The following is a 21,069-nucleotide window of genomic DNA, read 5'->3' on the forward strand; positions in this document are numbered from 1 at the left end:
TACCATATTGTAAACATTCTATGCGATATTTAAAACAAATATTACAGCACACTGAACAAGTTCTTATTAGGGAAGTAACAGTACTTGCTGATAATATCTACGAAATATGTAGACAATACGGGAATGACATTTTTCTGATTGCAGATGAAAATACAGCAAAACTTTTAAACAAAAACATACTTAGTAAAATTTCTCATTTAATTATTCCAGGTAATACCATTAGGCCTCTTGCAAAACCCTACGTCATCTCGGATGCTCCCAAGATTTTGTCATCCCAGTGCTCCGACACTGGGATCCAGGAAGAAAAAGTATGGATTCCAGTGTCAAGCACTGGAATGACACCAGACGGAGCTGCCTCTCTTGAAACTGTAAATCTAGTTAGAAATAAAGCAAAAGATAGTGACTTAATGGTTGCATTTGGCAGTGGCACTGTTAATGATATCTGTAAGTACGCAAGCTATTTAGAAGGCAAAGACTACATATCCTTTCCAACAGCTGCTTCCATGAATGGATACAGCTCTGCAAACGCTTCAATATTAGTTGATGGATATAAAAAATCGTTTGAAGCACATCTTCCAAAGGCAATATACATTGATACCGATATAATTGCCAATGCACCACTACGCCTCACATTAAGCGGATTTGCAGATTTCATCTGCCGTTCAACAGTACAAGCAGATTGGCTATTATCTCATCTATTACTTGGCACAGAATACAATGAGTTTCCCTTTAGATTTGTTCGCGATCTGGAGGAAATTTTACTCAGAGAACACTTGGCACTTGCTAAAAAAGATAAAAGAGTAGTTTTATTACTTATGGAAGCCTTATTGATTTCAGGACTTGGAATGGTGATGTCAAAAGGCAGCTACTCTGCAAGCCAAGGAGAACATATGATAGCTCATGCAATGGAAATGGTAACAAAAGATTATTCCTCCTCGTTACATGGCGAAAAAATTGCCGTTACGACGATTACTATGGCTAATTTACAGGAAAAGATATTATCAATACAAAGCCCGATTATCAAACCGACCACTTTAGATATAAAACATATAACTCAGTGCTTTGGTAATACCGAATTTATAGAAATTCTAAAGCAGAAGCAAATGATGCAGCAAAAAATTCAAGAGATTATTTGCAAAGAATGGAGTAATATTTCTAGTTTAATTAAGCAAAATTTACTATCTGCAAAACACTTGCAGATAGTATTTGAAGATCTATCAATTCCGTACTTACCGGAGCATCTTAATTGGAACAAAGAGCAATACTGCAAGGTAGTCAATCTTACATTTGCAACAAGAGATAGATTTACCTTTCTTGACCTGGCTGGTTGTATAGAAAAAAGTTAGATTTTGTGTATTCGTTCAGCAGGGTGGCAAAAATAAGGTAAAAGTGAGTTTACAACAAAATGGTGTCATCCCAGTGCTTGACACTGGGATCCAGGAAAAAAAGAACATAGATTCAGTGGATAGTGGGGTTGAAGATAAAAATTGTCAGCTGAGTTGATGAGCATAAAAGTAATGCTAAAAAACATCTTTGACGAGATCATGTAAAAGCTGAATCCCAGTGTCAAGCACTGGGATGACACCATTGTATTATATAGCAACATCCAAGCTTAAGCATTAGATAGAGAAGAAAAAAACTTTGAATAATACCACTTTTACTTCAATATTTGCACATTAACCACACTTCTGAACAGATACAAAAGTTAGGTTTTGTAGTGAAATTCTGTTATCTGAAAGAGACCAAAGGTCAAATTTCTATAACTTCATACTCATCATTACCTAGCACAACTGAATTTCAATGAGCTGATATACTGTTTTGCCAAGTGCGCTGCTCTTGCCAAACCATAGTTTAGCTTGAGTGGCTGAGGAGGGACTTGAACCCCCGACCAAGAGATTATGATCCTCCTGCTCTACCACTGAGCTACTCAGCCTAATTAAAAACCTTGCTATATATATAATCTATATGTTTCGTATAATACTTCAAATCAAACAAATATTCAAGTTTTTCAGAGTCAATAATTCCATGCAAGGATTTATCTTGTTTTAATTCTGACAGAAAATTACTATTGTTCTGCCTTACTTTCATTGCATTGTTCTGAACAATTTTATATGCCTCTTCCCTTGCCAAACCACTATTTACCAACTCGAGTAATACTCGTTGTGAAAAAACCAAGCCTTTTGAAGAACTTAAGTTCTTTTCAATGTTTTCCTTATTGATCACCAATTTATCTATCAAATCTGTTAATCGTACTAAAGCAAAATCCATTGCTATACAAGCATCAGGAGTAATGCATCTTTCCACAGACGAGTGCGATATATCTCGTTCGTGCCACAATGCAACATTTTCTAATGCAGGAAATACATAGCTACGTATCAAGCGTGAGAGCCCGGTCAAATTTTCACTTAAAATAGGATTACACTTATGCGGCATAGCAGAACTTCCCTTTTGACCAGTGGAAAAATACTCAGAAATTTCTCCAACTTCAGTTCTTTGCAAATGACGAATTTCAATTGCAATATTTTCTATTGAACTTGCAATCACTCCCAAAACCGAAAAGAACATGGCATGTCTATCACGAGGAATGACTTGAGATGATATGGTTTCAGGTATGAGTCCCATTTCTTTCGCTACATACTCTTCAACAAACGGATCAACATTTGCAAAATTACCTACTGCACCTGATATTTTACAAATTGAGATCTCTTTTTGCACGCTAATTAATCTCTGATAATTGCGTTTAAATTCAGCATAAAATCTAGCAAATTTTAATCCAAGAGTTGTTGGTTCTGCATGCATCCCATGACTACGCCCAACACAAACAACATCTTTATAGTCCTCAGCTTTTTTTTTCAACGCCGCAAGTATATTTTCTAGATTCCCGAGTAAAATATCACATGACTCTTTCAACTGCACCGCAAGGCATGTATCCAAAACATCAGAACTTGTCATTCCATAGTGGAGATAACGAACATCAACTCCCGCTTTTTCAGCAATATATGTTAGAAAAGCTATAACATCATGTTTTACAATAGATTCAATTTCGTTAATACGCTCAATCTCAAATTCAATAGCACCAGAGAGCTTTTCAGCAACATCATTTGGGATTACTTTTAATTTTGCTTGAGCTTTGCATGCCAGTTTTTCTATTTTAAGCCATATGTTGAACTTATTTTTTTCTTCCCAAATGGAAGATATTTCTTTGCGGCTATAGCGTGGAATCATTTTTGATTTATTCCAATAATGGTGTCATTCCAGTGCGTGACACTGGAATCCAGATATAAAAGTATTTGCAAATTATTCAATGGACAACGGATTCTAGAAGCATAAAATAATGTCCATGATGAAATAAACTGGATCCCAGTGTCACGCACTGGGATGACATGAGGGGAGCACTGGGATGATACTAGCTTAGCCATGGCAGACATTTTTTTACGGCTATAGCGTGGGATCATCTTTGATCAGCTATCATCACCATCAGTAGCTTCTTTACTCGCATCTTGCTCTGCCTCTTGTTGCTCAGATTTCTGATTTTGCAGCTTTACTTGCCTTAGCTTATTTGCATCTGTTTCGGATTTCACGACGCATATAGTAATTGGAACTATCACTTTACTATGTAGTTCTATATTTGCTTGATATTCGCCCAAATTTTTGATACTTACTCCACCAAAAGATAAACTATGATGACTTATATCATATCCTTCTTGTAATAAAATTTTTGCAATTTCACGTGTGGTTACAGAGCCAAAAATCTTTCCATCCTCTGAAGCTTGCTTTATTAATATAATAAATTTATCATGCAGTGATGATGCAAGCACTTTTGCTGCATTTAATTTTTTGGTATTTTCTTCTTCCAATAATAAACGCTGTTCCTCTAATTTTATTAAATTTTCCTTAGTGGCTTTCATCGCCTTTTTTTGTGGAAAAAGAAAATTACGTGCATAACCTGGCTTAACTTTGACAACTTCACCAAGCTTACCTAGAGTTCTTATATTTTCCTTTAAAATTATTAACATAAATTACCTAACTTTTTTAGTACAGTAAGGAGCAAGAGCTAAAAAGCGTGCTCTTATAATTGCTAAGCGCAACTTTCTTTGTTTTCTTGCGCACACACCTGTTAATCTTCTAGGTAGTATTCTACCATAATCAGAAGTGAATTTGGACAATAAATCTATATTCTTATAGTCTATATCCTCATCTTTAGATTCAGCAAGAGGACAGACCTTAGAACGCTTAAAACCAGTTCTGTTATTTACAGACACGTAAGAATTATTAAAACTATTTCGTCTTTTCATCATTATGCACTTTTCTCCTCAATTTGTTTATCCATCATGTAAGATTTACCTTTAAAAAACTCATTAACCCGTACAGACAAGTGGCGAATAATATTCTCATTCAGTTTTACTCTACGCTCAAATTCATCCATAATACTTGAAGTAAAACTTATACACATCATACAGTAATGACCACTTTTCATCTTATTTATTGGGTATGCAAAATCCAGTAGACCCCAATATTCATATTTTATCAATCCTGAAGCTTCAATATTTTTTAAAAGCACTTCCAGCGTTTTACTCAATTGATTTGAGTCTACTATTTTAAAACTTTTTAAAACCTCTTGAAGAGGCTTTATTAGATGTTGTGAAATATTTTCCTTAAAAGCATTTACTACATTATAGATAAATGCACTTTTAGTATTAGCTCCTGGAAGGTCCATAAAATTTTGTTTTACTCCCGCATCACTTAGTTCACTTTTCAATTCTTCATCGATTTTTGACTTCATTTCTTTCAAATTTGAAAAATCTTCTTCCAATTCAACCCATAAAATTTTTGTCAGAGTTTCCAAAAAATCAGAGTAAACAATCAGAATTTTTTTAATGCTTTCAGTACTTGCCTCTAGCTCTTGTTTTGTAACTGTGCTATGTTCTCTTTCTATAAGACCTTTAACCTCCTGAGAAATAACATCTACTTTAATATTTTTCAACAAAATAGCCAATTCTTGGACCATTTCTTCTACTTCTTGCTGCAATAAGTTCTGTTGTGCTATAAAAGTAAATTCATAGAGATTCACTATATCTTCCTTTAATATCAATTAAACACTTTATTATATAAAACTTTTTTATATAAGCAAGTTATTTGTATTAATTTCTACGCCTTCAATCCAACTTAAGTGAGATATTTCATAAATAGCTTGGGGGGTGATTGAATATGTACCTGGCAACAAGATGCTGACTTTATGTTTTTCGAGAAGAAACTTTAGCATTATTTTGGTTTTACCTCCATTTTTCAACACTGCATTCAACTCCTCAGCAACTTTTTGCGAGTCTGCACATACAGCAGTTAAAACTAATCCTTTCATTAGAGAAGTAACCTTTTCTGTAAATTCAGATATGTCCTTTCCTGATAGTCTCGTTGTGTTTTCTGAAATTTCAAGATCAATTATCACAAATGCTCCAGGTGAAAATAGATTCCTTTTTTCTTCTATTATTTCATTATTGTAGAATGCTATTTCAGAAACATTGTGGGGATCAGAAAGTGTTAGGATAACAAATCTTCCACGTTCTGAGGTTCTCATACGCACATTTAATATTACACCAGCAGTTTTTATCGTCTTACTCTCTCCAATAAACCCAATATTTAATTTTTTCAAGAGAGTTCTAAATTTTTCAAGTGGGTGATTAGTTAAGTAAAATCCCAATGAAAATAACTCATGCTCTAATTTTTCCTCTTCATTAAAATCTTCCACGTTCTCAAGTCTTGGCTTCGGAACATCAAGATTACCAAACAAAGCAGCTTGATTTGACTGCCTATTTTTATTTGCAAAGTAAATCAATGTGTCTATTGACTCGTATAACTGCTTTCTATTTTTGTGCACACTATCGAATGTTCCAGATTTAATTAAACTTTCTAATGCCCTTTTATTTATTATATGTCCCAAAATTTGAATGAATTCCCATATGTCCTTATAAGAACTTGAGCGTGCATTTACTATTCCTTCTGCTATAGAAAAACCAACATTACGCAAAGCAGCAATTCCGTGGCGTATGTGGTCACCCTCTATTGAAAATTCATCCTTAGATTTGCTGATATCAGGCGAAAGAACAGCAACTCCACTGAATTTTGCAGCATGATAAAATAAATTCAGTTTGTCTCTATCATCAATGTTGAGATTCATCAAGGCCGTAAAAAATTCTAGCGGGTAGTTAGCCTTAAGGTAAGCTGTTTGGTAAGATATAATCGCATATGCTGCAGCGTGGGATTTATTAAATCCATAACCAGCAAATTTTGCAACAAGATCAAAAATATAACTTGCCCTGTCGTAATCAACACCGTTTTTTGTTGCTCCTTGAACAAAGAGTTCACGTTGTTTATCCATCTCTTCTTTAATTTTCTTACCCATAGCACGTCTGAGTAAATCCGCCTCTGCTAAGCTATATCCAGAGAGAATACGCGCTATTTCCATTACCTGTTCTTGGTAGATTATTACTCCAAATGTCTCTTTTAGTACCTTTTCAAGCAATGGATGAATGTAATCTGGCTTTTCAAGTCCATGCTTTCTTGCAACATAAGTTGGAATGTTATCCATAGGACCTGGACGATAAAGAGAAATTAAAGCGATGATATCTTCAATGCAATCTGGCTTTAATTTGATTAAAGCTTCTCTCATTCCCGAACTTTCAAGCTGGAACACTCCAATTGAATCACCGCTAGAGAGCATCTCATAGGTTTTTTGATCATTCAAAGGAACTGAAGAAATATCGATCTTTTTTTCATCACGATTAATTAAACGACATACATGATCTATTAGTGTTAGCGTACCAAGTCCAAGAAAATCAAATTTTATTAACCCAGCTTTCTCCACATATTTCATGCTGTATTGAGTGATTGGCAGAGCCGAATTTGGATCATAATAGACGGGAACAAAATTTTCTAACTTTTGATCGCATATCACAACTCCAGCAGCATGAGTTGAAACGTGACGATATATTCCTTCAAGCTTCAAAGAGATATCAAGGAGTTTTGCAATTACTTCATCACTATCTCGTTCTTTCTGCAGATTTTGATCAAACTCTATCGCTTGTGATAAAGTTACCGGGTTTACCGGATTAAAAGGAACCATTTTGGATATTTTATCCACCTGAGCGTAGGGCATCTGCAATACTCTACCAACGTCACGCAGCACAGCCCTTGCCTGTAATTTTCCGAAAGTGATTATTTGAGCAACATAACCGTATTTCTTTTGAACATAGTCAATAACTAAATCCCTCTTTTCCTTGCAGAAATCAATATCAAAATCGGGCATCGATATACGATCAGGATTTAAAAATCTTTCAAAGATCAGACCAAACTTTATTGGATCAAGATCTGTAATTTGTAAGCTCCAAGCAACAATCGATCCAGCACCAGAACCTCTTCCCGGTCCAACTGGAATGCCATTTGCTTTGCTCCAACGAATGAAATCAGAAACTATCAAAAAGTAGCCAGCGTAGTTCATCGAAGTTATTACGCTTAGTTCGTAATTCAGCCGATCGTAGTATTGTTTAAGGCCTATGTCCGTTTCATTTGCAATACGCAGCTTCAACCCTGAAACTGCCTGCTCCCTCAGTTCTTCATTCTCAGTTTTATTTTCTCGACAAGGAAATTTAGGCAAGATAGGCTGCCTGCTTCTTGGCATGTAAGAGCACCGCTTAGCTATCACTAAAGTGTTATGAATTGCTTCGGGAATATCGCTGAACAGTTCCTCCATTTCTGCCACAGATTTGAAGTAATGCTCGGTAGTTAACTTCTTTCTGTTATTCTCTAGAGCATAACTGCCCTCCGATATGCACGTTAATATATCATAAGCTTCATAGTCAGACCTGTTGGGAAAAAATACATCATTCGTTGCAACTAGTGGTATATTGAGCTGATAAGCAAAATCTATTAAAGCTTCTTCAAGCTCTAGCTCTTTATTCAGCCCATGACGCTGCAATTCAACATATAAATGACCATCGAATGCTGAGAGCAGTCTTTTTATCGTTTCTTTATCTTGCTTCAATAACAGTTGAGCCAATATGCCGTCATATCCACCAGTTAAGGCGATTAGGCCTGAACTTAAATTTAATAGCTCATCAAAATCAACGTAAGGAATATCGCTGTTATTCTTGCGCTTTTTAAAAGACTCACTCACCAAGGTGACTAAATTAGTGTACCCTTGTTCATTTTTTGCAAGTAGGAGTATTGATAAATTTTGTTCTAAGTGTCGAACGATAATATTGCATCCTATTATTAGCTGTATTCCCCTACTTGCTGCATATTCTGCAAATTCAAGTGAGCCAAATAAGTTACCTGAGTCAGTAACTGCAACTGCCGGCATTTTGTTCTGCAAACAAAGACCAATCAGCTCCTCAATTTTAACCGAACTCTCAAGCAGAGAATAAACGCTATGAACACGCAAGTGTATGAACATAAAAAACTTTAGATTAGCAATAAAAGGATAACATTAATTTGCTCGTAGGGATATGAAAAGGTCTAACACTGAAATAACACTAAAGAGGCTATTTGAATCTAATTTACTATTCACAATCCCGGTTATTAGCTTGTTTTAATTGACTTTTTATCATAATCATGTAATAATTAAACATATCGTTTAATATTGAAGGTAAAATCATGACAGGAGAATATGAATTACTGAAAAAAGTACTGAGGACGATTGAGGTTAAGGAAGGCTTAAATAAAGATAATATAATTGAGGAAATACAAGAAGAACTAAAGAAACAGGATCAAGGTCTATATCAAGAGTGGGAGAAAGATGAATTTGATGTAAATGATGCATTTGATATTCTCCTACGCAGAAAGCAGAAGTTATTAATTATAGCTGCTCAGAATGGTTACACAAAGACAGTAGGGGTTTTACTCGAAGCAGGAGCAGATGTTAATGCGAAAGATATGTTGAATCGCACTGTTTTGCACTATGCTGCTTTGTGTGGTCGCAAAGAGATAGTAGAGTTTTTAATCTCAAAAGAAGCAGATGTTAATGCGAAAGATGTGTTGAATCGCACTGCTTTGCACCATGCTGCTTTGTATGGTCGCAAAGAGGTAGTAGAGTTTTTAATCTCAAAAGGAGCAGATGTTAATGTGAAAGATAGTTCGAATCGCACTGCTTTGCACTATGCTGCTTTGTATGGTCACAAAAAGATAACAGAGTTTTTTTTCGGAAGAGGAGTAGATTTTGGTTTAAAAGAACCTCTTTTTTTACATAATGATGCTAAGAATGGTCGCGTAGGTATAGTAGGGATTTTATTACAAGAAGGAACAAATGTTAATGCAGTAGATTTATATGGAAAGACTCCTTTAGATTATGCTAAGAATCAAGACTTAGTAAAAGCTCTATTAGACGCAGGAGGACGTTCTTTTGTGGAAGAACATAATAATAAGGCAATGATTGTGAAAGCACGTAATAAATCAATGATTGCCGGTGGAGTAACTACATTATTAGGCACTGCCATAGCAGTGGCACTTTTTACAACTGGAACAATTACAGCTCAGTTGATACCTATAGTTATAGCAGTGGTTGCAGTTACAGCAGCAACACTGGTAGTTGGTTGTGCTACATATGAATTACTAAAGCCTAGTACTAAAGTTGATGGAGCAGAAAAACCAATTGTCAACTCAATAAATGAACAGCGGGGAGTTACTGGCATTCCTTCATAGTAGAGCGCGTGACGCAGGTTCCTGGATCCCAGTGTCTGGGCACTGGGATGACAATGAAGGGGCTGCTTGAATAAGAGCCTGTTCATAATCTTTTGAGGAGCAAGGCAGTAAAAGCTAGAACGACCATTTGTAGTCTAGTATTGAGTTTACGCTCGCAATTTTTCCATAACCGTCTACACTTTTCCAGCCAAGCAAAAGAACGCTCTACAACCCACCTTTTTGGCAATACAACAAAGGTATGTAATTCACTTCGTTTTATTACTTCAACGGTTGCACCAATAGTCGTTTTTATTTGAGTTGCAAAATTTTCTCCTGTATAACCTGCATCAACTAGTATATTTTGAACTTCGGAAAGATTTTTTCTTGCGTTACAAATCATCTCTACAGCAGCAGTACGATCTCCGATATTAGCTGTAGTAATATAAATTGCATGTGGCAAACCTTGCGTATCTACTGCAATATGACGCTTTATTCCTGAAATTTTCTTGCCGGCATCATAACCTTTTTCTTCAGCAATATCGGTGTTTTTTACACTTTGAGCATCAATGATGCAGAAGCTTGTTTTTGTATTCCGACCACTGTTGAAACGAACCTCTCCAACTAATTTTTTTTAAGACAATTTCTAGAACACTTTCTCTATCTTCATTCGGTTTTTTACTCCATCTCTTGAAGTAATCGTAACAATTGCGCCATTTTGGAAACTCTTTTGGTAGCATTCGCCACTGACAGCCACTTTTTAGCACATAAAGTACACCGCAAAATAACTCATATAAATCCAGTTTTCTTGGTTTTGTTTTTTTTCTACAGGATTCTAGATCTGGTAATATAATCTCAAATCTTTCCCGACTTATATCACTTGGGTATACACTCCTCATATATCCTAACTTATATACATTATCTCTTAGTTTATTCCTTTCTTGAGATCATGTACAGGTTCTAACAACGAAGGGTTATTTGGATAATAGCCGTACTTGATCTGGATTCCAGTGTCTAGGCACTGGGATGACAAGAAGGAGGGCTACTTGAATGGTTGAAGGGAAAGTGATGGAATGAAAGGAGTGTGAGATAAAGCTACTTGTATAACTGTTGCACATCCATAAACTCCTTCTCGTTTTGAATGCTGATGATAGTGTGAGTGTTGAGAGGTAAAGGGTCATTTATATGTCCATGGCCTACTCCTTTCATTGTAAATACTGGAAAGTTAACACTTTTTGCAAACCTTTCTTTTACAATTTCAACAAGATTATCATTATAACAGTTAACAAAGTCACCGAATATTACTGCATGTACTCCATCAAAAATATGAGCTTGTTTTAGGTGATCTAGACTGCGCTCAATTGAATATGGATAAACTCTTATGTCTTCTAAAAATAGAATTTTGTTTTTTGCGTTTATTTGCCAAGCAGTTCCTATACTGTTTTCAACCAAAGTCATATTACCACCGATGATTTTAGACTCTAATCTGCCATTTTTTAGTCTAACTCCATTATTTATCATCTTTAAGTTGTCAAATCTGATAGAGTTGCGTTGGTTAAGAATTAATTCTTTTAATTTTTCAACAGAGCTTTCAGCAACAGAGTTATTTACTATCATTTCCAACATGGTGCCGTGGAGGGTTTGCCAGTCGTATTTAACTTGCAGATAAATATGTAAAGCAGTGATATCACTATAGCCTATAAGAATTTTTTTATTTTGAGCAATTCTTTCTTTTTTATCATTGGGTAACTTTTCTAGATAGGGAATTAGCCGAGAAGCCCCTTCTCCTCCTCTGATACACCAAATTATTTTGCTATCATCAGTGAGCGCATTAACCAAATCATTCGCTCTAAACTCATCAGAGTTAGAATAAAATGGGTTGTCATTACTGTATATTTTCTCCGAAATATGAGGATTAAAACCCAAAGTTTTTACGTATTCTCTTATAGTAGACAGATCTGATTCTTTTCCTTTCGAAGAAGGAGCAATAATATCAACTTGATTGATTGTGTATGCAGGATTAGTGAGTAAAAGGCATAGCAAATAAAGAATAAAGGAATACATTAAAATATCTTATGAAACTCTCGCTTTAATATATCATCTAATTCGCAAAGAGAAACTTTTACTCCTAGTTTTTCCATTGATGTAACGCCGTAATCTTTCAGTCCACAAGGAATGATACCTTTATAATGAGAAAGATTAGGAGAGACATTAAGCGCTATGCCATGATAAGTTATCCATTTTCTCAAACGAATACCAAAAGCTGCAATTTTTTCTTCTACTCCGTTGTTGTTCACCCAGATACCTATTCTATCTTCTTTGAATTCTCCGAGTATATTAAAATGCTTTAAAACGTTTATGATCCAATTACTTAGGTCCCTGATATACAGCTTGATGTCACATTTGTTTCTTTTTTTGAGGTTTAGCATTAAATATATAATGCGTTGCCCTGGGCCGTGATATGTATATTTACCACCCCTGCCTGTTTTGTATATTGGAAAGAGTTTTTCAATAATGTCATTATCTGCTCCACCGATTCCTGCAGTATAAAGTGGAGGGTGCTGGAGCAGCCATACTAGCTCATCAGACAAATTATTGTAAATTTGTTGAATTTTTGCTTCCATGAATTTTATAGCATGGTTATAATCAGTAATTTGGTTAGAGATTAGCCATTCTGTCATGTTCTATTTCTTTAGGTCTATCAATGTCATTCCGGTGCTTGACACTGGAATCCAGAAATTTAATTGTAGATAGCACACTGAACTGGTGAGCATAGTTGCTTTACGCTAAAAAGAACGTCTTTGACTAGATTGTATGAAAAGCTGGATCCCAGTGTCAAGCACTGGGATGACATCATCATAAAGGAACCAGTTTCAGCTATTCTAACAGCTCATATTAATTCAACTATAATTTCAATCTTCTAACAAATTCAATTTTTCAGGAGGCACGTATGAATTTTAACATTTTTCAAAGAAAGAAAAGCAGTGAATACTCTGCTTTGCAACTAATGATGGAACCAAGTTGGAGTAGGCGTGATTATGTAAGTTTTGCTGAGGAAGGTTACATAAAAAATGTTATTGCCTTTCGAGCAATTAATATGATCGCAAGTGCTGCATCTTCGGTACCTTTTACTCTCTGCCAGCTTACTGATCAGGGAAAATCACAACTAAAAGCACATCCATTACTGAAGTTACTTTATTCTCCTAATCCAATGACATCAAAATCGGAATTTATTGAAGGGATTGTGACTTATCGATTAGTTAACGGTAATTCTTATATATTGATGATTGAGCCGCAGAGCAAACCAACAGAGCTTTATCTTCTGCGTCCCGATAGAGTTGAAATTGTTCCGGGGAGAAATAACATTCCTTATGCCTATCGTTATACCGTAAATAACAACAGTTATGACTTTAAAGTTGATAAATTGACTGGGCGTTCAACAGTACTGCATCTTAAAACTTTTAACCCTTTGAATGATTGGTATGGACTATCACCAATTGAGGCAGCTGCATATAGTATAGATCAGCATAACCAAGCGGGAGCTTGGAATCAGGCAATGCTACAGAATGGAGCAAGACCAAGTGGTGCAATAGTTGTAAAATCAGAAAAGGATGGAAGTGGTGGAAACTTAAGTCAAGAGCAGTACCAACGCTTAAAAGGACAGATAAATGATCATTACTCAGGTCCTGTCAACGCTGGAAGACCTATATTGCTTGAAGGAGGTTTAGAGTGGAAGGAAATGAGCTTATCACCGAGGGATATGGATTTTATTGAGTCAAAACATAGCTCAGCTCGTGATATTGCTTTAGCTTTTGGCGTTCCGCAGCAGTTGCTTGGCATACCAGGTGATAATACTTATAGCAATTTGATCGAAGCACGTCTTTCCCTTTGGGAACAGACGATTTTACCAACGCTAGAAAATATTATTTGTCACTTAAATTCTTGGCTAGTGCCCAAGTTTGGCAAAGATTTATGTTTGTCATATGATAAAGACGCGATAGAAATTCTAATGGAGAAAAGACAAAAGATGTGGAAATACGTGCAAAACGCAAGTTTCATGACGCTCAATGAAAAAAGAGAAGCTTCTGGCTTGCAATCGTTACCCGGTGGTGATAAATTGAGTTGATATTATTCTTTTTACATATTAAATTAATTATAATGAAATTGCGGGGCAAATTATGAATAAAAGAGAACAAATGGAATTAAATAAGCTATTAATAAATTCTTCTCAAGGAGTGAATATACAGCAAATTACGGAGTTGATAGAAGCTGGAGCAGATGTTAATGCAGTAACATCTTCGGAAGAGGAGACTCCTTTACATGTTGCAGTTAGGTGTGATAATGGGAAATTAGTAGAATTGCTGCTTGAGAAAGGGGCAAATATTAATGCAGTAGGAAGGCGAAATAGGACTCCTTTGCATGCTGCAGTTAGGTATAATAGTCATAAGGAATTAGTAGAATTGCTGCTTAAGAAAGGGGCAATTGTTAATGCAATAGACAATTTGGGTATGACTCCTTTACATTTTGCACTTAAGTATGATAATGGGAAGTTAGTAGAATTGCTGCTTGAGAAAGGGGCAAATATTAGTGCAGTAGATAGGCGCGGGCACACTCCTTTACATATGGCAGTTGATTATGGTTGTAGTGAGGAATTAGTAGAGTTGCTGCTTGAGAAAGGGGCAAATGTTAATGCAGTAGATAATATTGGTATAACTCCTTTATATTTTGCAGCTAGGCGAGGCAATAGGGAGATAGTAGAATTACTGCTTAATAAAGGGGCAAATATTAGTGCAGTAGATAGGCGCGGGCACACTCCTTTACATATGGCAGTTAATTATGGTTATGAGGAATTAGTAGAGTTGCTGCTTGAGAAAGGGGCAAATCTTAATGCAGTAGACAAGAAAGGAAGGACTCCTTTATCTATTGTAGCTAATGATTACAAAACAAGGTATTACAATAAAATAATGCTAGTAGGGCATATAATTACATATGCTATGTTAGCCACAACAAAACCAGAGTGTATTGTTGAAAATAGTGAATTATCCGAATTATGGGATTATTATCAAAATGAGATGATGAACATCAAGCTTAGTAATAGCACTATATCATTATATCAGTTTCTGCGGGAGACTGATGAGGATAAATTAGCAGGTTATTTGTCTGATAAAGAATATGATGAAATAAGGTGTTCTGACGTATTGGAATATATATCAGAATTTCCTGAACACACTGATACGATAGTAAGCCAATTTGATAAGGCATTTGACAGAAGGGATTTGTTAGATAAAAGTAAAGCAGCTATTCCAAGTCAGAATTTGGATAGTCCAAGTGCTGAACAACTGCAGGGAGCTAGACAGGTTTGTAGTTAGGGTAATACACATAAGCTCAGCTAGCATTATGATATGAAAAGAGAAGCTTTTGCTATTACCAGATTGAGTGCAGGTATTTACGTTAAGCTGTAATAAATTGGGGGTAGTTTATGCATCAAGGACAAGAAAATTCAGTAAGTGATTTTGGATTTATTCTTCCTCATATAGAATTGTCATCGAGACGCAAAGCAAATGTTAATGCAGCAGATCGTAATGGTGGAACTCCTTTACATTACGCTGCTAAAAGAAATCACTTAGAGCAAGTGGAATTATTGCTTAAAAAGGGAGCAGTTATTGATGTAAGAAATCGTCTCGGTTATACTCCTTTATACTATGCTGTTCGTTCAGGCTACACAAGTATGGTAAAATTATTGCTTGAAAAAGGAGCAAATGTTAATGCAGCAGATCGTAATGGTGGAACTCCTTTACATTACGCTGCTAAAAGAAATCGCTTAGAGCAAGTGGAATTATTGCTTAAAAAGGGAGCAGTTATTGATGTAAGAAATCGTCTCGGTTATACTCCTTTATACTATGCTGTTCGTTTAGGCCACACAAGTATGGTAAAATTATTGCTTGAAAAAGGAGCAAATGTTAATATATCAAGTAATTCTTCTGTTACTGTTTTACATGTATCTGCTCGCGAAGACTATAGGAAGATAACACGTTTATTGCTTGGAGAGACAGAGAGTCCAAGCACAATCTGCGACGACACAAGCATTGAGAAGTTACAAACAATCAATCAGTTTTATCATTGGTGAGAGTAGAATATATTTCACTAAGGTCTAATTTGAATATAGATAGTCTCTTAAATCCTGCATCTAAAAGAATTAACTATTTTTCTTGCTAACTAAAGTGGTAAAAATTTGATCTACGTCAAAACTCATCTTAGGGAGCCAAATAGGGCCATCTAAGTGTGCCTCGATATAAAGAGGAATATTATGATTTGGTAGTATGAAAAAGAGTCTAAATATAGAAGTTAAGGAGAAATTAGATAAGATTAAATTAGAAGAGATAGAACCTGATGCTTGATCGATACTAAACTGTGAACTAGTTGAACATACACCACTGTTAATACTTACTTTTCCATTGATATTTTCAAAAAGCGTACTGCCATTATATATATCAACGTAAGCAAGTTTGGAAATTTCAGGTTTGTTCTTGCTGCTTAACAACTTAGTGATGAATGAGTTAAAATCCACATTTGTAAACTCTATTTTCTGTGCTTGAAAATTTACATTTCCTGATAAGTTACTAGCCCAATCATCAAAGCTTTTCCCTTGAGTTTTGATTTCACCACTTAAGCTTATCTTACCATTTATGTCATTAACTCCTATAACTTCCTTGGTGTCCAAATTTGCAATAGAAAATTTTGTGTGAATTGAGCCTGCTTTTAGATAACCCTGAAAAAACATTTGTCCATGTTCTAGTATGTAACTTATCTGTTTGATAGTGATAGTGTTGTTTCTTATCACTGTATCCAAGTTAAAATCTTTTAAGACGTTCTGCCCAATTTTAAATTCTGTAGTTTTGATTTGCACGTTTGCATCAAAGTCTCCTTTCTCATCTAAAAAATTAAGCTGCTTTGTTGACCATTGAATTTGATTTATTTCATTTCTTGAGTTTCTTTTTACCTCTAATAGTTTTGGTAATTTAAAGATATTTCCATTAAATTTATTACCTGTAAGGTTTACATCTAATAAAGGCTTAGTGTATTTTTGATCCACTAATATTTTTACACTACCGGTAATATCGAAATCTTCTCCGAATAACTTTATTTTATCTGCAACTAGCTTGTTCTCTTGTATTTTTAATGAAAAATCCAAATTTTCAATTTTTGTACCATTGAATATATAATCTTTAACACTAGTTCTTATATTTACATCATACTTAAGATTTTTCAGCCATTGCACTCTGCTGAATAATGAATAATCATATTTATCTATATTAATGTTATGTATGCTAAATTTACTATCAATCATATTGTGTTTTTTTGTGTGATTTACCTTAATTGATCCTTGCCAAGATTCTTTGTTATTTAGCAATCTGATATCTGAAAGAGATAATATTCTAGGTGCTAAATATAGTTTAGAACTTGCTGTAAATTGACTTTTCTCTCTTTCTTGCATCTTGATAGAAGGTAAAATATTTGAAATGAACGACTCACCCTTTATCAATATATCACCATTAAATTCAGACAAGTTGCCATTGTTTGAAACTTTTCCTGATAAGCGAGATATATTATTGGTTCCAGGAAACTGAAGAAGAGTATCAACGTTTATTTCGCCATTAGCAAATTTTAGCGTAGCATGAAATTTGTCCAATATCCTGTTTTGATATTGAATATTTGAAGCTTCCATATTAAAATCCAAGCTCAGGTTCTTTGGCACAACCTCTCTAAAAGATTCTAAAAGACCCTTCATATCTGTTGTTTTGTGTGAGCCGTTTTTTAGGTCGACTTTACTAAAGCTAATATTGATATTAGTATGATCACTTTTTCTATCATTTTGTATTATACCAGTGCCTTGCATGCTTTTGGACTCAATTTTTAAATCAGTTGCCGTAAACTCGCTTTCATTGAGATTGATATTGGATGATATCTCAATATTTTCGCTGGGAATCACATAAGAAAGGAAGCTAAGATTAATGATTTTTGCCAAGTCGCTCATAGAATCAGAATTATTATTAATTGTCAATACTAAATTGCCCTTGAGCTCTTCTTGATTTCTATTACCTTTAAATAGCAAATTTGCAAAATTTGAATCAACACTAATGTGTACATTATTTTTTGTTACATTAACCTTTCCAGAAAAATCGTAATTGTTGTCACCAATCTGTACTTCACCAAAAAACTGCTTATTTTTTTTTATAGCAACTTCCTTGATGTTAATAGTATCGGCGTTAAAACTTATTTGGCTGTCCTTTATTAATATATCAACTATATTATCATTGGCTTTCGTATTTATAATATTAAGTAAATTTTCTTTGTTGCTTTTCATGCCCAAAAATGAGATTGACTTTGGTTGCAATGAAAATGAAAACAACGATAATAGCGATGGCCTTATTTCAATTTTTTTTGCACTAATTAAATCTGATAGCTTTTGCTCCTTGTTTTTATTGTATTGCGCATATACATTATGAATAGTGAGTTTTGGAGTAATGAGTGAAACTTCAATTTTTCCTCCAACATGTACTTTAGCATCATATTTCTTCTCTAACTCTTTTATGATATATTCTCTGTAGCCACTCCAATCCTTAAAAGTTGCAGCAATGTGCATGAGAATTAATAGCAACAAGATTGATAATATGGCGTATAAAGAAAATTTCATAGTAGACCTCTCATGCTAGTGCTTGACATGTAACTGCACAAAAGTTGTAGTATGAGCGTGATTTCAAATAAGATAGGTGTCATCCCAGTGTTTGACACTGGGATCCATCTTATTTTCATCATGAGCATTATTTCAGCGTATGCTCCTAGAATCTGTTGTCTATTGCATAATTTGCAAATATCTTTATATCTGGATCCCAGTGTCAAGCACTGGGATGACATTATTTGCTGTTCCTTTAGCAAAAGATCTAGTTTATACATATTTCAAATTATTCAAACTTCCTCTAAAAGTTAGGTAAAGAGTACAAAAATAAACAATAACACTCAAAGCTATTAAAGTTACTAAATAAACAATACGAGCTAGCCCTCTATCGAAAAACAACCCTGCTGATAAGTAATTAGAGAGATAAAGAACTATTGACATCACCAATGTTGCAGTGAGAATTTTTACAATATTTAGTAATAATGCTTGGCTAATTTTATACATCTTATTTATTGTTAAATAATTAATCAATAAAATAGAATTTATCCAAGTGGAAATGGAAGTAGCAATGGCAATTCCTGTGTGCTGATACTTATTCATCAACAAAAGGTTTAGTATTACATTAATTCCAAGGCACATTAATGAGAACATAGTTGGTATTTTTAGCTTTCCCTTAGCAAAAAATGTGGGTAATAGTACTTTATTTACAATAAATGCAGGTAAAGAAAGAGAAAATGCTACTAATGTAGGAACAGTTTGCTGCACTGCATAATAATCAAATTGGCCGTAAGAAAAAAGCGTAAGTAAAATTATGTCAGGAATAATGATAAAAGCAGCAGTTATTGGCATAATTAATATTAACCCTATATTAAGGGCCTTGTTCTGTATTTTGACTATATTCTCAGTATCATTTATTCGTTTTGAAATCAGGGGAAGAAGTACTGTACCAATTGCAGTGCCAATTACTCCTTGCGGTAGTTGATTTAGTCTATCGGCATAATATATATAAGAAACTGCATTTGGTATAAAACTCGCCATGATTGTGTCAATCCATAGGCTTATTTGAGTTACACAGTTGTTGATAATTGCAGGTATCACACGCTTAAAAAATAACCTCACTTCATTACTTAATTCTAAACTAAAAGAAAAGAAAGCCTTTAATTTATATGCACTAAACAGTACCAGAAGTAGCTGTAAAATCCCTCCGATCAGGACTGCTATAGAAAGGTTATGAGCCGGTGTTTCAATATAAGGTAAAAACAAACTAATGATTAAACAGAGATTTAAAAAGATTGGTGCAATAGCTGTTGAAGCAAAATGCTGTTTTACTTGCAACATTCCACTAATAAGTGATGCGATTGACACGAAGATTATGTAGGGCATCATAATTTTCGACAAAGTTACAGTAAAGGTAAATTTATTTTGGTCAAATCCAGGAGTGAAGACTTTGATCATGTAAGGGAAGAAGGTTTGTGTGATAAGGCAAAAAATTACTAGAATAATAAACGTAATGGATATTACACTACTTGCGAAATTAAATGCCTTTTTATTATCATATGACTCTGCAGAGTATAATGGTATGAATGAGGTAGTAAATGCTCCCTCTGCAAAAAACGCTCGAAATAAATTAGCAAAGCGAAACGAGGAAAAGAATATATCTGCAAGAGAGGTTGCACCAATAACCGTAGCAATCAATACATCCCTTATTAACCCTAAAATTCTTGAAATAGCTGTAAAAAAACTAAATGTGAAAATACTTTTAAACATACCACAATGTCAATACAATTAAGTATAATGGTAAAAGCATAAATGAAAATATTTATTGGCTGAATTTAAACCCTCTGCAAAAGGAGGTAGCTTAAATAATTAATTGACTATTTATGCCTTTATGTTAGAAACTTTATACCTTGGCGGGCGTAGCTCAGTTGGTAGAGCGTCAGTTTGTGGTACTGAATGTCGCCAGTTCAATCCTGGTCGCTCGCCCCACTAAAATTTTCCACTTTACATAAATATAAACATTAGATATTTTTGCACGGCCGTTAGCATTCCTTGTTGCTCTAGTATTTAGATGGCGGAGGGGAAGTTTGCGATTTAGAGTAAAAATAGAATTAGTGAGAGGGATTGTATGTATATTTGCTTGTTAGCTTATAGTATAGTGTCAGCACTAGGAGTATTAGCTTGGTGGTTGAGTTTTGACATTTCATCAACTTTACCTATAGGTGGAATTGCTGGTTGTATAGCTCCAGCATTGATTGCGGTTTTTCACGTAAAATGTTTGCTATACAAATTTTGCAAAAGGGATCCTATTGGGGAAAAGCATGAAAAAGCAGCAATTATTTTGAGTATTACTATATCTGCAAGTGCTATAATTGGAATTATACTTACTGCAGGTGTAGATTCTATTTTTCCTAATTCAAGGATAGGATCTACATTAATAAATGGAATGATAGGGCTGATAGCACCGATTTTAGGGATTTTTGCAACTGTAGCTATAGTGCGTTGTGCAGATGAAACAGTAATTACATCTGTAGCAAGTGCAATTTCGATTACAGATTCTACATATGTTGGAATATCTCAGGAAGAAGAAGTAGATGAATGTATTACCTTTCCGGGAGAAGAAGTTAATAAAAGTATTACCTCTCCTACAGTTGAAAAAGTTTTTTCTGCGAGAGAGACGGCAGTTTGAGCTAATCAAGTAAGAGTAGCGTGCAACATTGGAATCT

Annotated in this window: 16 protein-coding genes and 2 tRNA genes; 7 read left to right on the forward strand and 11 right to left on the reverse strand. The window is 34.7% G+C overall.

All coding sequences use genetic code 11. The features are described from left to right. Positions 1–20: 20 nt before the first annotated feature. Complete coding sequence (locus tag ABWU62_RS07780; RefSeq protein ID WP_353288050.1) at positions 21–1,346, forward strand: iron-containing alcohol dehydrogenase; 1,326 nt, start codon at positions 21–23, stop codon at positions 1,344–1,346. A 515-nt stretch (positions 1,347–1,861) separates the two neighbouring features. On the opposite strand, the gene ABWU62_RS07785 is transcribed toward ABWU62_RS07780, so the two are convergent. The 6 genes from ABWU62_RS07785 to dnaE form a co-directional block, all read right to left on the reverse strand. Beyond that, positions 1,862–1,933 (reverse strand) — tRNA-Met (locus ABWU62_RS07785). After that, positions 1,933–3,225, reverse strand: a complete 1,293-nt coding sequence (purB, locus tag ABWU62_RS07790; RefSeq protein ID WP_353288051.1) for an adenylosuccinate lyase — start codon at positions 3,223–3,225, stop codon at positions 1,933–1,935. Before purB ends, ABWU62_RS07785 begins: the two co-directional genes overlap by 1 nt. 236 nt (positions 3,226–3,461) lie before the next feature. Then, positions 3,462–4,016, reverse strand: a complete 555-nt coding sequence (gene rplI, locus ABWU62_RS07795; protein ID WP_353288052.1) for a 50S ribosomal protein L9 — start codon at positions 4,014–4,016, stop codon at positions 3,462–3,464. A 3-nt stretch (positions 4,017–4,019) separates the two neighbouring features. After that, complete coding sequence (gene rpsR / locus ABWU62_RS07800; RefSeq protein ID WP_353288053.1) at positions 4,020–4,298, reverse strand: 30S ribosomal protein S18; 279 nt, start codon at positions 4,296–4,298, stop codon at positions 4,020–4,022. Then, positions 4,298–5,071, reverse strand: coding sequence for a 30S ribosomal protein S6 (gene rpsF / locus ABWU62_RS07805; RefSeq protein WP_353288054.1), 774 nt, complete (start codon positions 5,069–5,071; stop codon positions 4,298–4,300). Before rpsF ends, rpsR begins: the two co-directional genes overlap by 1 nt. Positions 5,072–5,119: 48 nt before the next feature. After that, the gene (gene dnaE / locus ABWU62_RS07810; RefSeq protein WP_353288055.1) at positions 5,120–8,449 is read right to left on the reverse strand and encodes a DNA polymerase III subunit alpha; all 3,330 of its coding nucleotides are present in this window, start codon (positions 8,447–8,449) and stop codon (positions 5,120–5,122) included. Between the two features lie 200 nt (positions 8,450–8,649). Between dnaE and ABWU62_RS07815 the strand changes: the two genes are divergently transcribed. Next, the gene (locus ABWU62_RS07815; RefSeq protein ID WP_353288056.1) at positions 8,650–9,693 is read left to right on the forward strand and encodes an ankyrin repeat domain-containing protein; all 1,044 of its coding nucleotides are present in this window, start codon (positions 8,650–8,652) and stop codon (positions 9,691–9,693) included. Between the two features lie 82 nt (positions 9,694–9,775). Here the strand turns inward: ABWU62_RS07815 and ABWU62_RS07820 are convergent. The 3 genes from ABWU62_RS07820 to lipB all read right to left on the reverse strand — a co-directional run bounded on the left by ABWU62_RS07820 (position 9,776) and on the right by lipB (position 12,350). Then, positions 9,776–10,568 (reverse strand): IS5 family transposase gene (locus tag ABWU62_RS07820; RefSeq protein WP_353287093.1). Its coding sequence is split into 2 segments (ribosomal slippage): positions 9,776–10,303 and positions 10,305–10,568, totalling 792 coding nucleotides; the frame shifts between segments, so codons are not numbered across the junction. A gap of 196 nt (positions 10,569–10,764) precedes the next feature. Continuing rightward, positions 10,765–11,733 (reverse strand): LD-carboxypeptidase, encoded by a 969-nt coding sequence (locus ABWU62_RS07825; RefSeq protein ID WP_353288057.1) that lies wholly within the window; start codon positions 11,731–11,733, stop codon positions 10,765–10,767. Next, positions 11,733–12,350, reverse strand: coding sequence for a lipoyl(octanoyl) transferase LipB (lipB, locus tag ABWU62_RS07830; protein WP_353288058.1), 618 nt, complete (start codon positions 12,348–12,350; stop codon positions 11,733–11,735). Before lipB ends, ABWU62_RS07825 begins: the two co-directional genes overlap by 1 nt. 269 nt (positions 12,351–12,619) lie before the next feature. Here lipB and ABWU62_RS07835 point away from each other — a divergent pair, with 269 nt between their 5' ends. The 3 genes from ABWU62_RS07835 (at position 12,620) to ABWU62_RS07845 (ending at position 15,796) form a co-directional block, all read left to right on the forward strand. Continuing rightward, on the forward strand, positions 12,620–13,795 hold the full coding sequence (locus ABWU62_RS07835) for a phage portal protein (RefSeq protein ID WP_353288059.1): 1,176 nt from the start codon (positions 12,620–12,622) through the stop codon (positions 13,793–13,795). Between the two features lie 52 nt (positions 13,796–13,847). Next, positions 13,848–15,038 (forward strand): ankyrin repeat domain-containing protein, encoded by a 1,191-nt coding sequence (locus ABWU62_RS07840; RefSeq protein ID WP_353288060.1) that lies wholly within the window; start codon positions 13,848–13,850, stop codon positions 15,036–15,038. A 110-nt stretch (positions 15,039–15,148) separates the two neighbouring features. Next, a complete protein-coding gene (locus tag ABWU62_RS07845) occupies positions 15,149–15,796 on the forward strand; it encodes an ankyrin repeat domain-containing protein (RefSeq protein ID WP_353288061.1) in 648 nt (215 codons plus the stop codon). Positions 15,797–15,865: 69 nt separating this feature from the next. Here ABWU62_RS07845 and ABWU62_RS07850 read toward each other — a convergent pair whose 3' ends face one another. Continuing rightward, positions 15,866–18,364 carry an AsmA-like C-terminal region-containing protein gene (locus ABWU62_RS07850; RefSeq protein WP_353288062.1) on the reverse strand — a complete coding sequence of 833 codons (2,499 nt, stop codon included), beginning with the start codon at positions 18,362–18,364 and terminating at the stop codon, positions 15,866–15,868. A gap of 252 nt (positions 18,365–18,616) precedes the next feature. Continuing rightward, positions 18,617–20,113: a murein biosynthesis integral membrane protein MurJ gene (gene murJ / locus ABWU62_RS07855; protein WP_353288063.1), complete on the reverse strand. Its 1,497-nt coding sequence runs from the start codon at positions 20,111–20,113 to the stop codon at positions 18,617–18,619. Between the two features lie 143 nt (positions 20,114–20,256). Between murJ and ABWU62_RS07860 the strand changes: the two genes are divergently transcribed. Both ABWU62_RS07860 and ABWU62_RS07865 read left to right on the forward strand, forming a co-directional pair. Continuing rightward, positions 20,257–20,332, forward strand: a tRNA-His gene (locus tag ABWU62_RS07860). Between the two features lie 169 nt (positions 20,333–20,501). Then, complete coding sequence (locus ABWU62_RS07865; protein WP_353288064.1) at positions 20,502–21,032, forward strand: hypothetical protein; 531 nt, start codon at positions 20,502–20,504, stop codon at positions 21,030–21,032. Positions 21,033–21,069 lie beyond the last annotated feature (37 nt).

Origin of the sequence: Wolbachia endosymbiont (group B) of Gerris lacustris (genome assembly GCF_964028355.1) — a bacterium.
GTDB lineage: Bacteria > Pseudomonadota > Alphaproteobacteria > Rickettsiales > Anaplasmataceae > Wolbachia.

What these genes read in the sequence shown, in the direction of transcription:
- ABWU62_RS07780 (WP_353288050.1), top strand. Translation starts at nt 21, where the DNA reads ATGCGATATTTAAAACAAATATTACAGCACACTGAACAAGTTCTTATT.
- purB (WP_353288051.1), bottom strand. Translation starts at nt 3,225, where the DNA reads ATGATTCCACGCTATAGCCGCAAAGAAATATCTTCCATTTGGGAAGAA.
- rplI (WP_353288052.1), bottom strand. Translation starts at nt 4,016, where the DNA reads ATGTTAATAATTTTAAAGGAAAATATAAGAACTCTAGGTAAGCTTGGT.
- rpsR (WP_353288053.1), bottom strand. Translation starts at nt 4,298, where the DNA reads ATGATGAAAAGACGAAATAGTTTTAATAATTCTTACGTGTCTGTAAAT.
- dnaE (WP_353288055.1), bottom strand. Translation starts at nt 8,449, where the DNA reads ATGTTCATACACTTGCGTGTTCATAGCGTTTATTCTCTGCTTGAGAGT.
- ABWU62_RS07815 (WP_353288056.1), top strand. Translation starts at nt 8,650, where the DNA reads ATGACAGGAGAATATGAATTACTGAAAAAAGTACTGAGGACGATTGAG.
- ABWU62_RS07825 (WP_353288057.1), bottom strand. Translation starts at nt 11,733, where the DNA reads ATGTATTCCTTTATTCTTTATTTGCTATGCCTTTTACTCACTAATCCT.
- lipB (WP_353288058.1), bottom strand. Translation starts at nt 12,350, where the DNA reads ATGACAGAATGGCTAATCTCTAACCAAATTACTGATTATAACCATGCT.
- ABWU62_RS07835 (WP_353288059.1), top strand. Translation starts at nt 12,620, where the DNA reads ATGAATTTTAACATTTTTCAAAGAAAGAAAAGCAGTGAATACTCTGCT.
- ABWU62_RS07840 (WP_353288060.1), top strand. Translation starts at nt 13,848, where the DNA reads ATGAATAAAAGAGAACAAATGGAATTAAATAAGCTATTAATAAATTCT.
- ABWU62_RS07845 (WP_353288061.1), top strand. Translation starts at nt 15,149, where the DNA reads ATGCATCAAGGACAAGAAAATTCAGTAAGTGATTTTGGATTTATTCTT.
- ABWU62_RS07850 (WP_353288062.1), bottom strand. Translation starts at nt 18,364, where the DNA reads ATGAAATTTTCTTTATACGCCATATTATCAATCTTGTTGCTATTAATT.
- murJ (WP_353288063.1), bottom strand. Translation starts at nt 20,113, where the DNA reads ATGTTTAAAAGTATTTTCACATTTAGTTTTTTTACAGCTATTTCAAGA.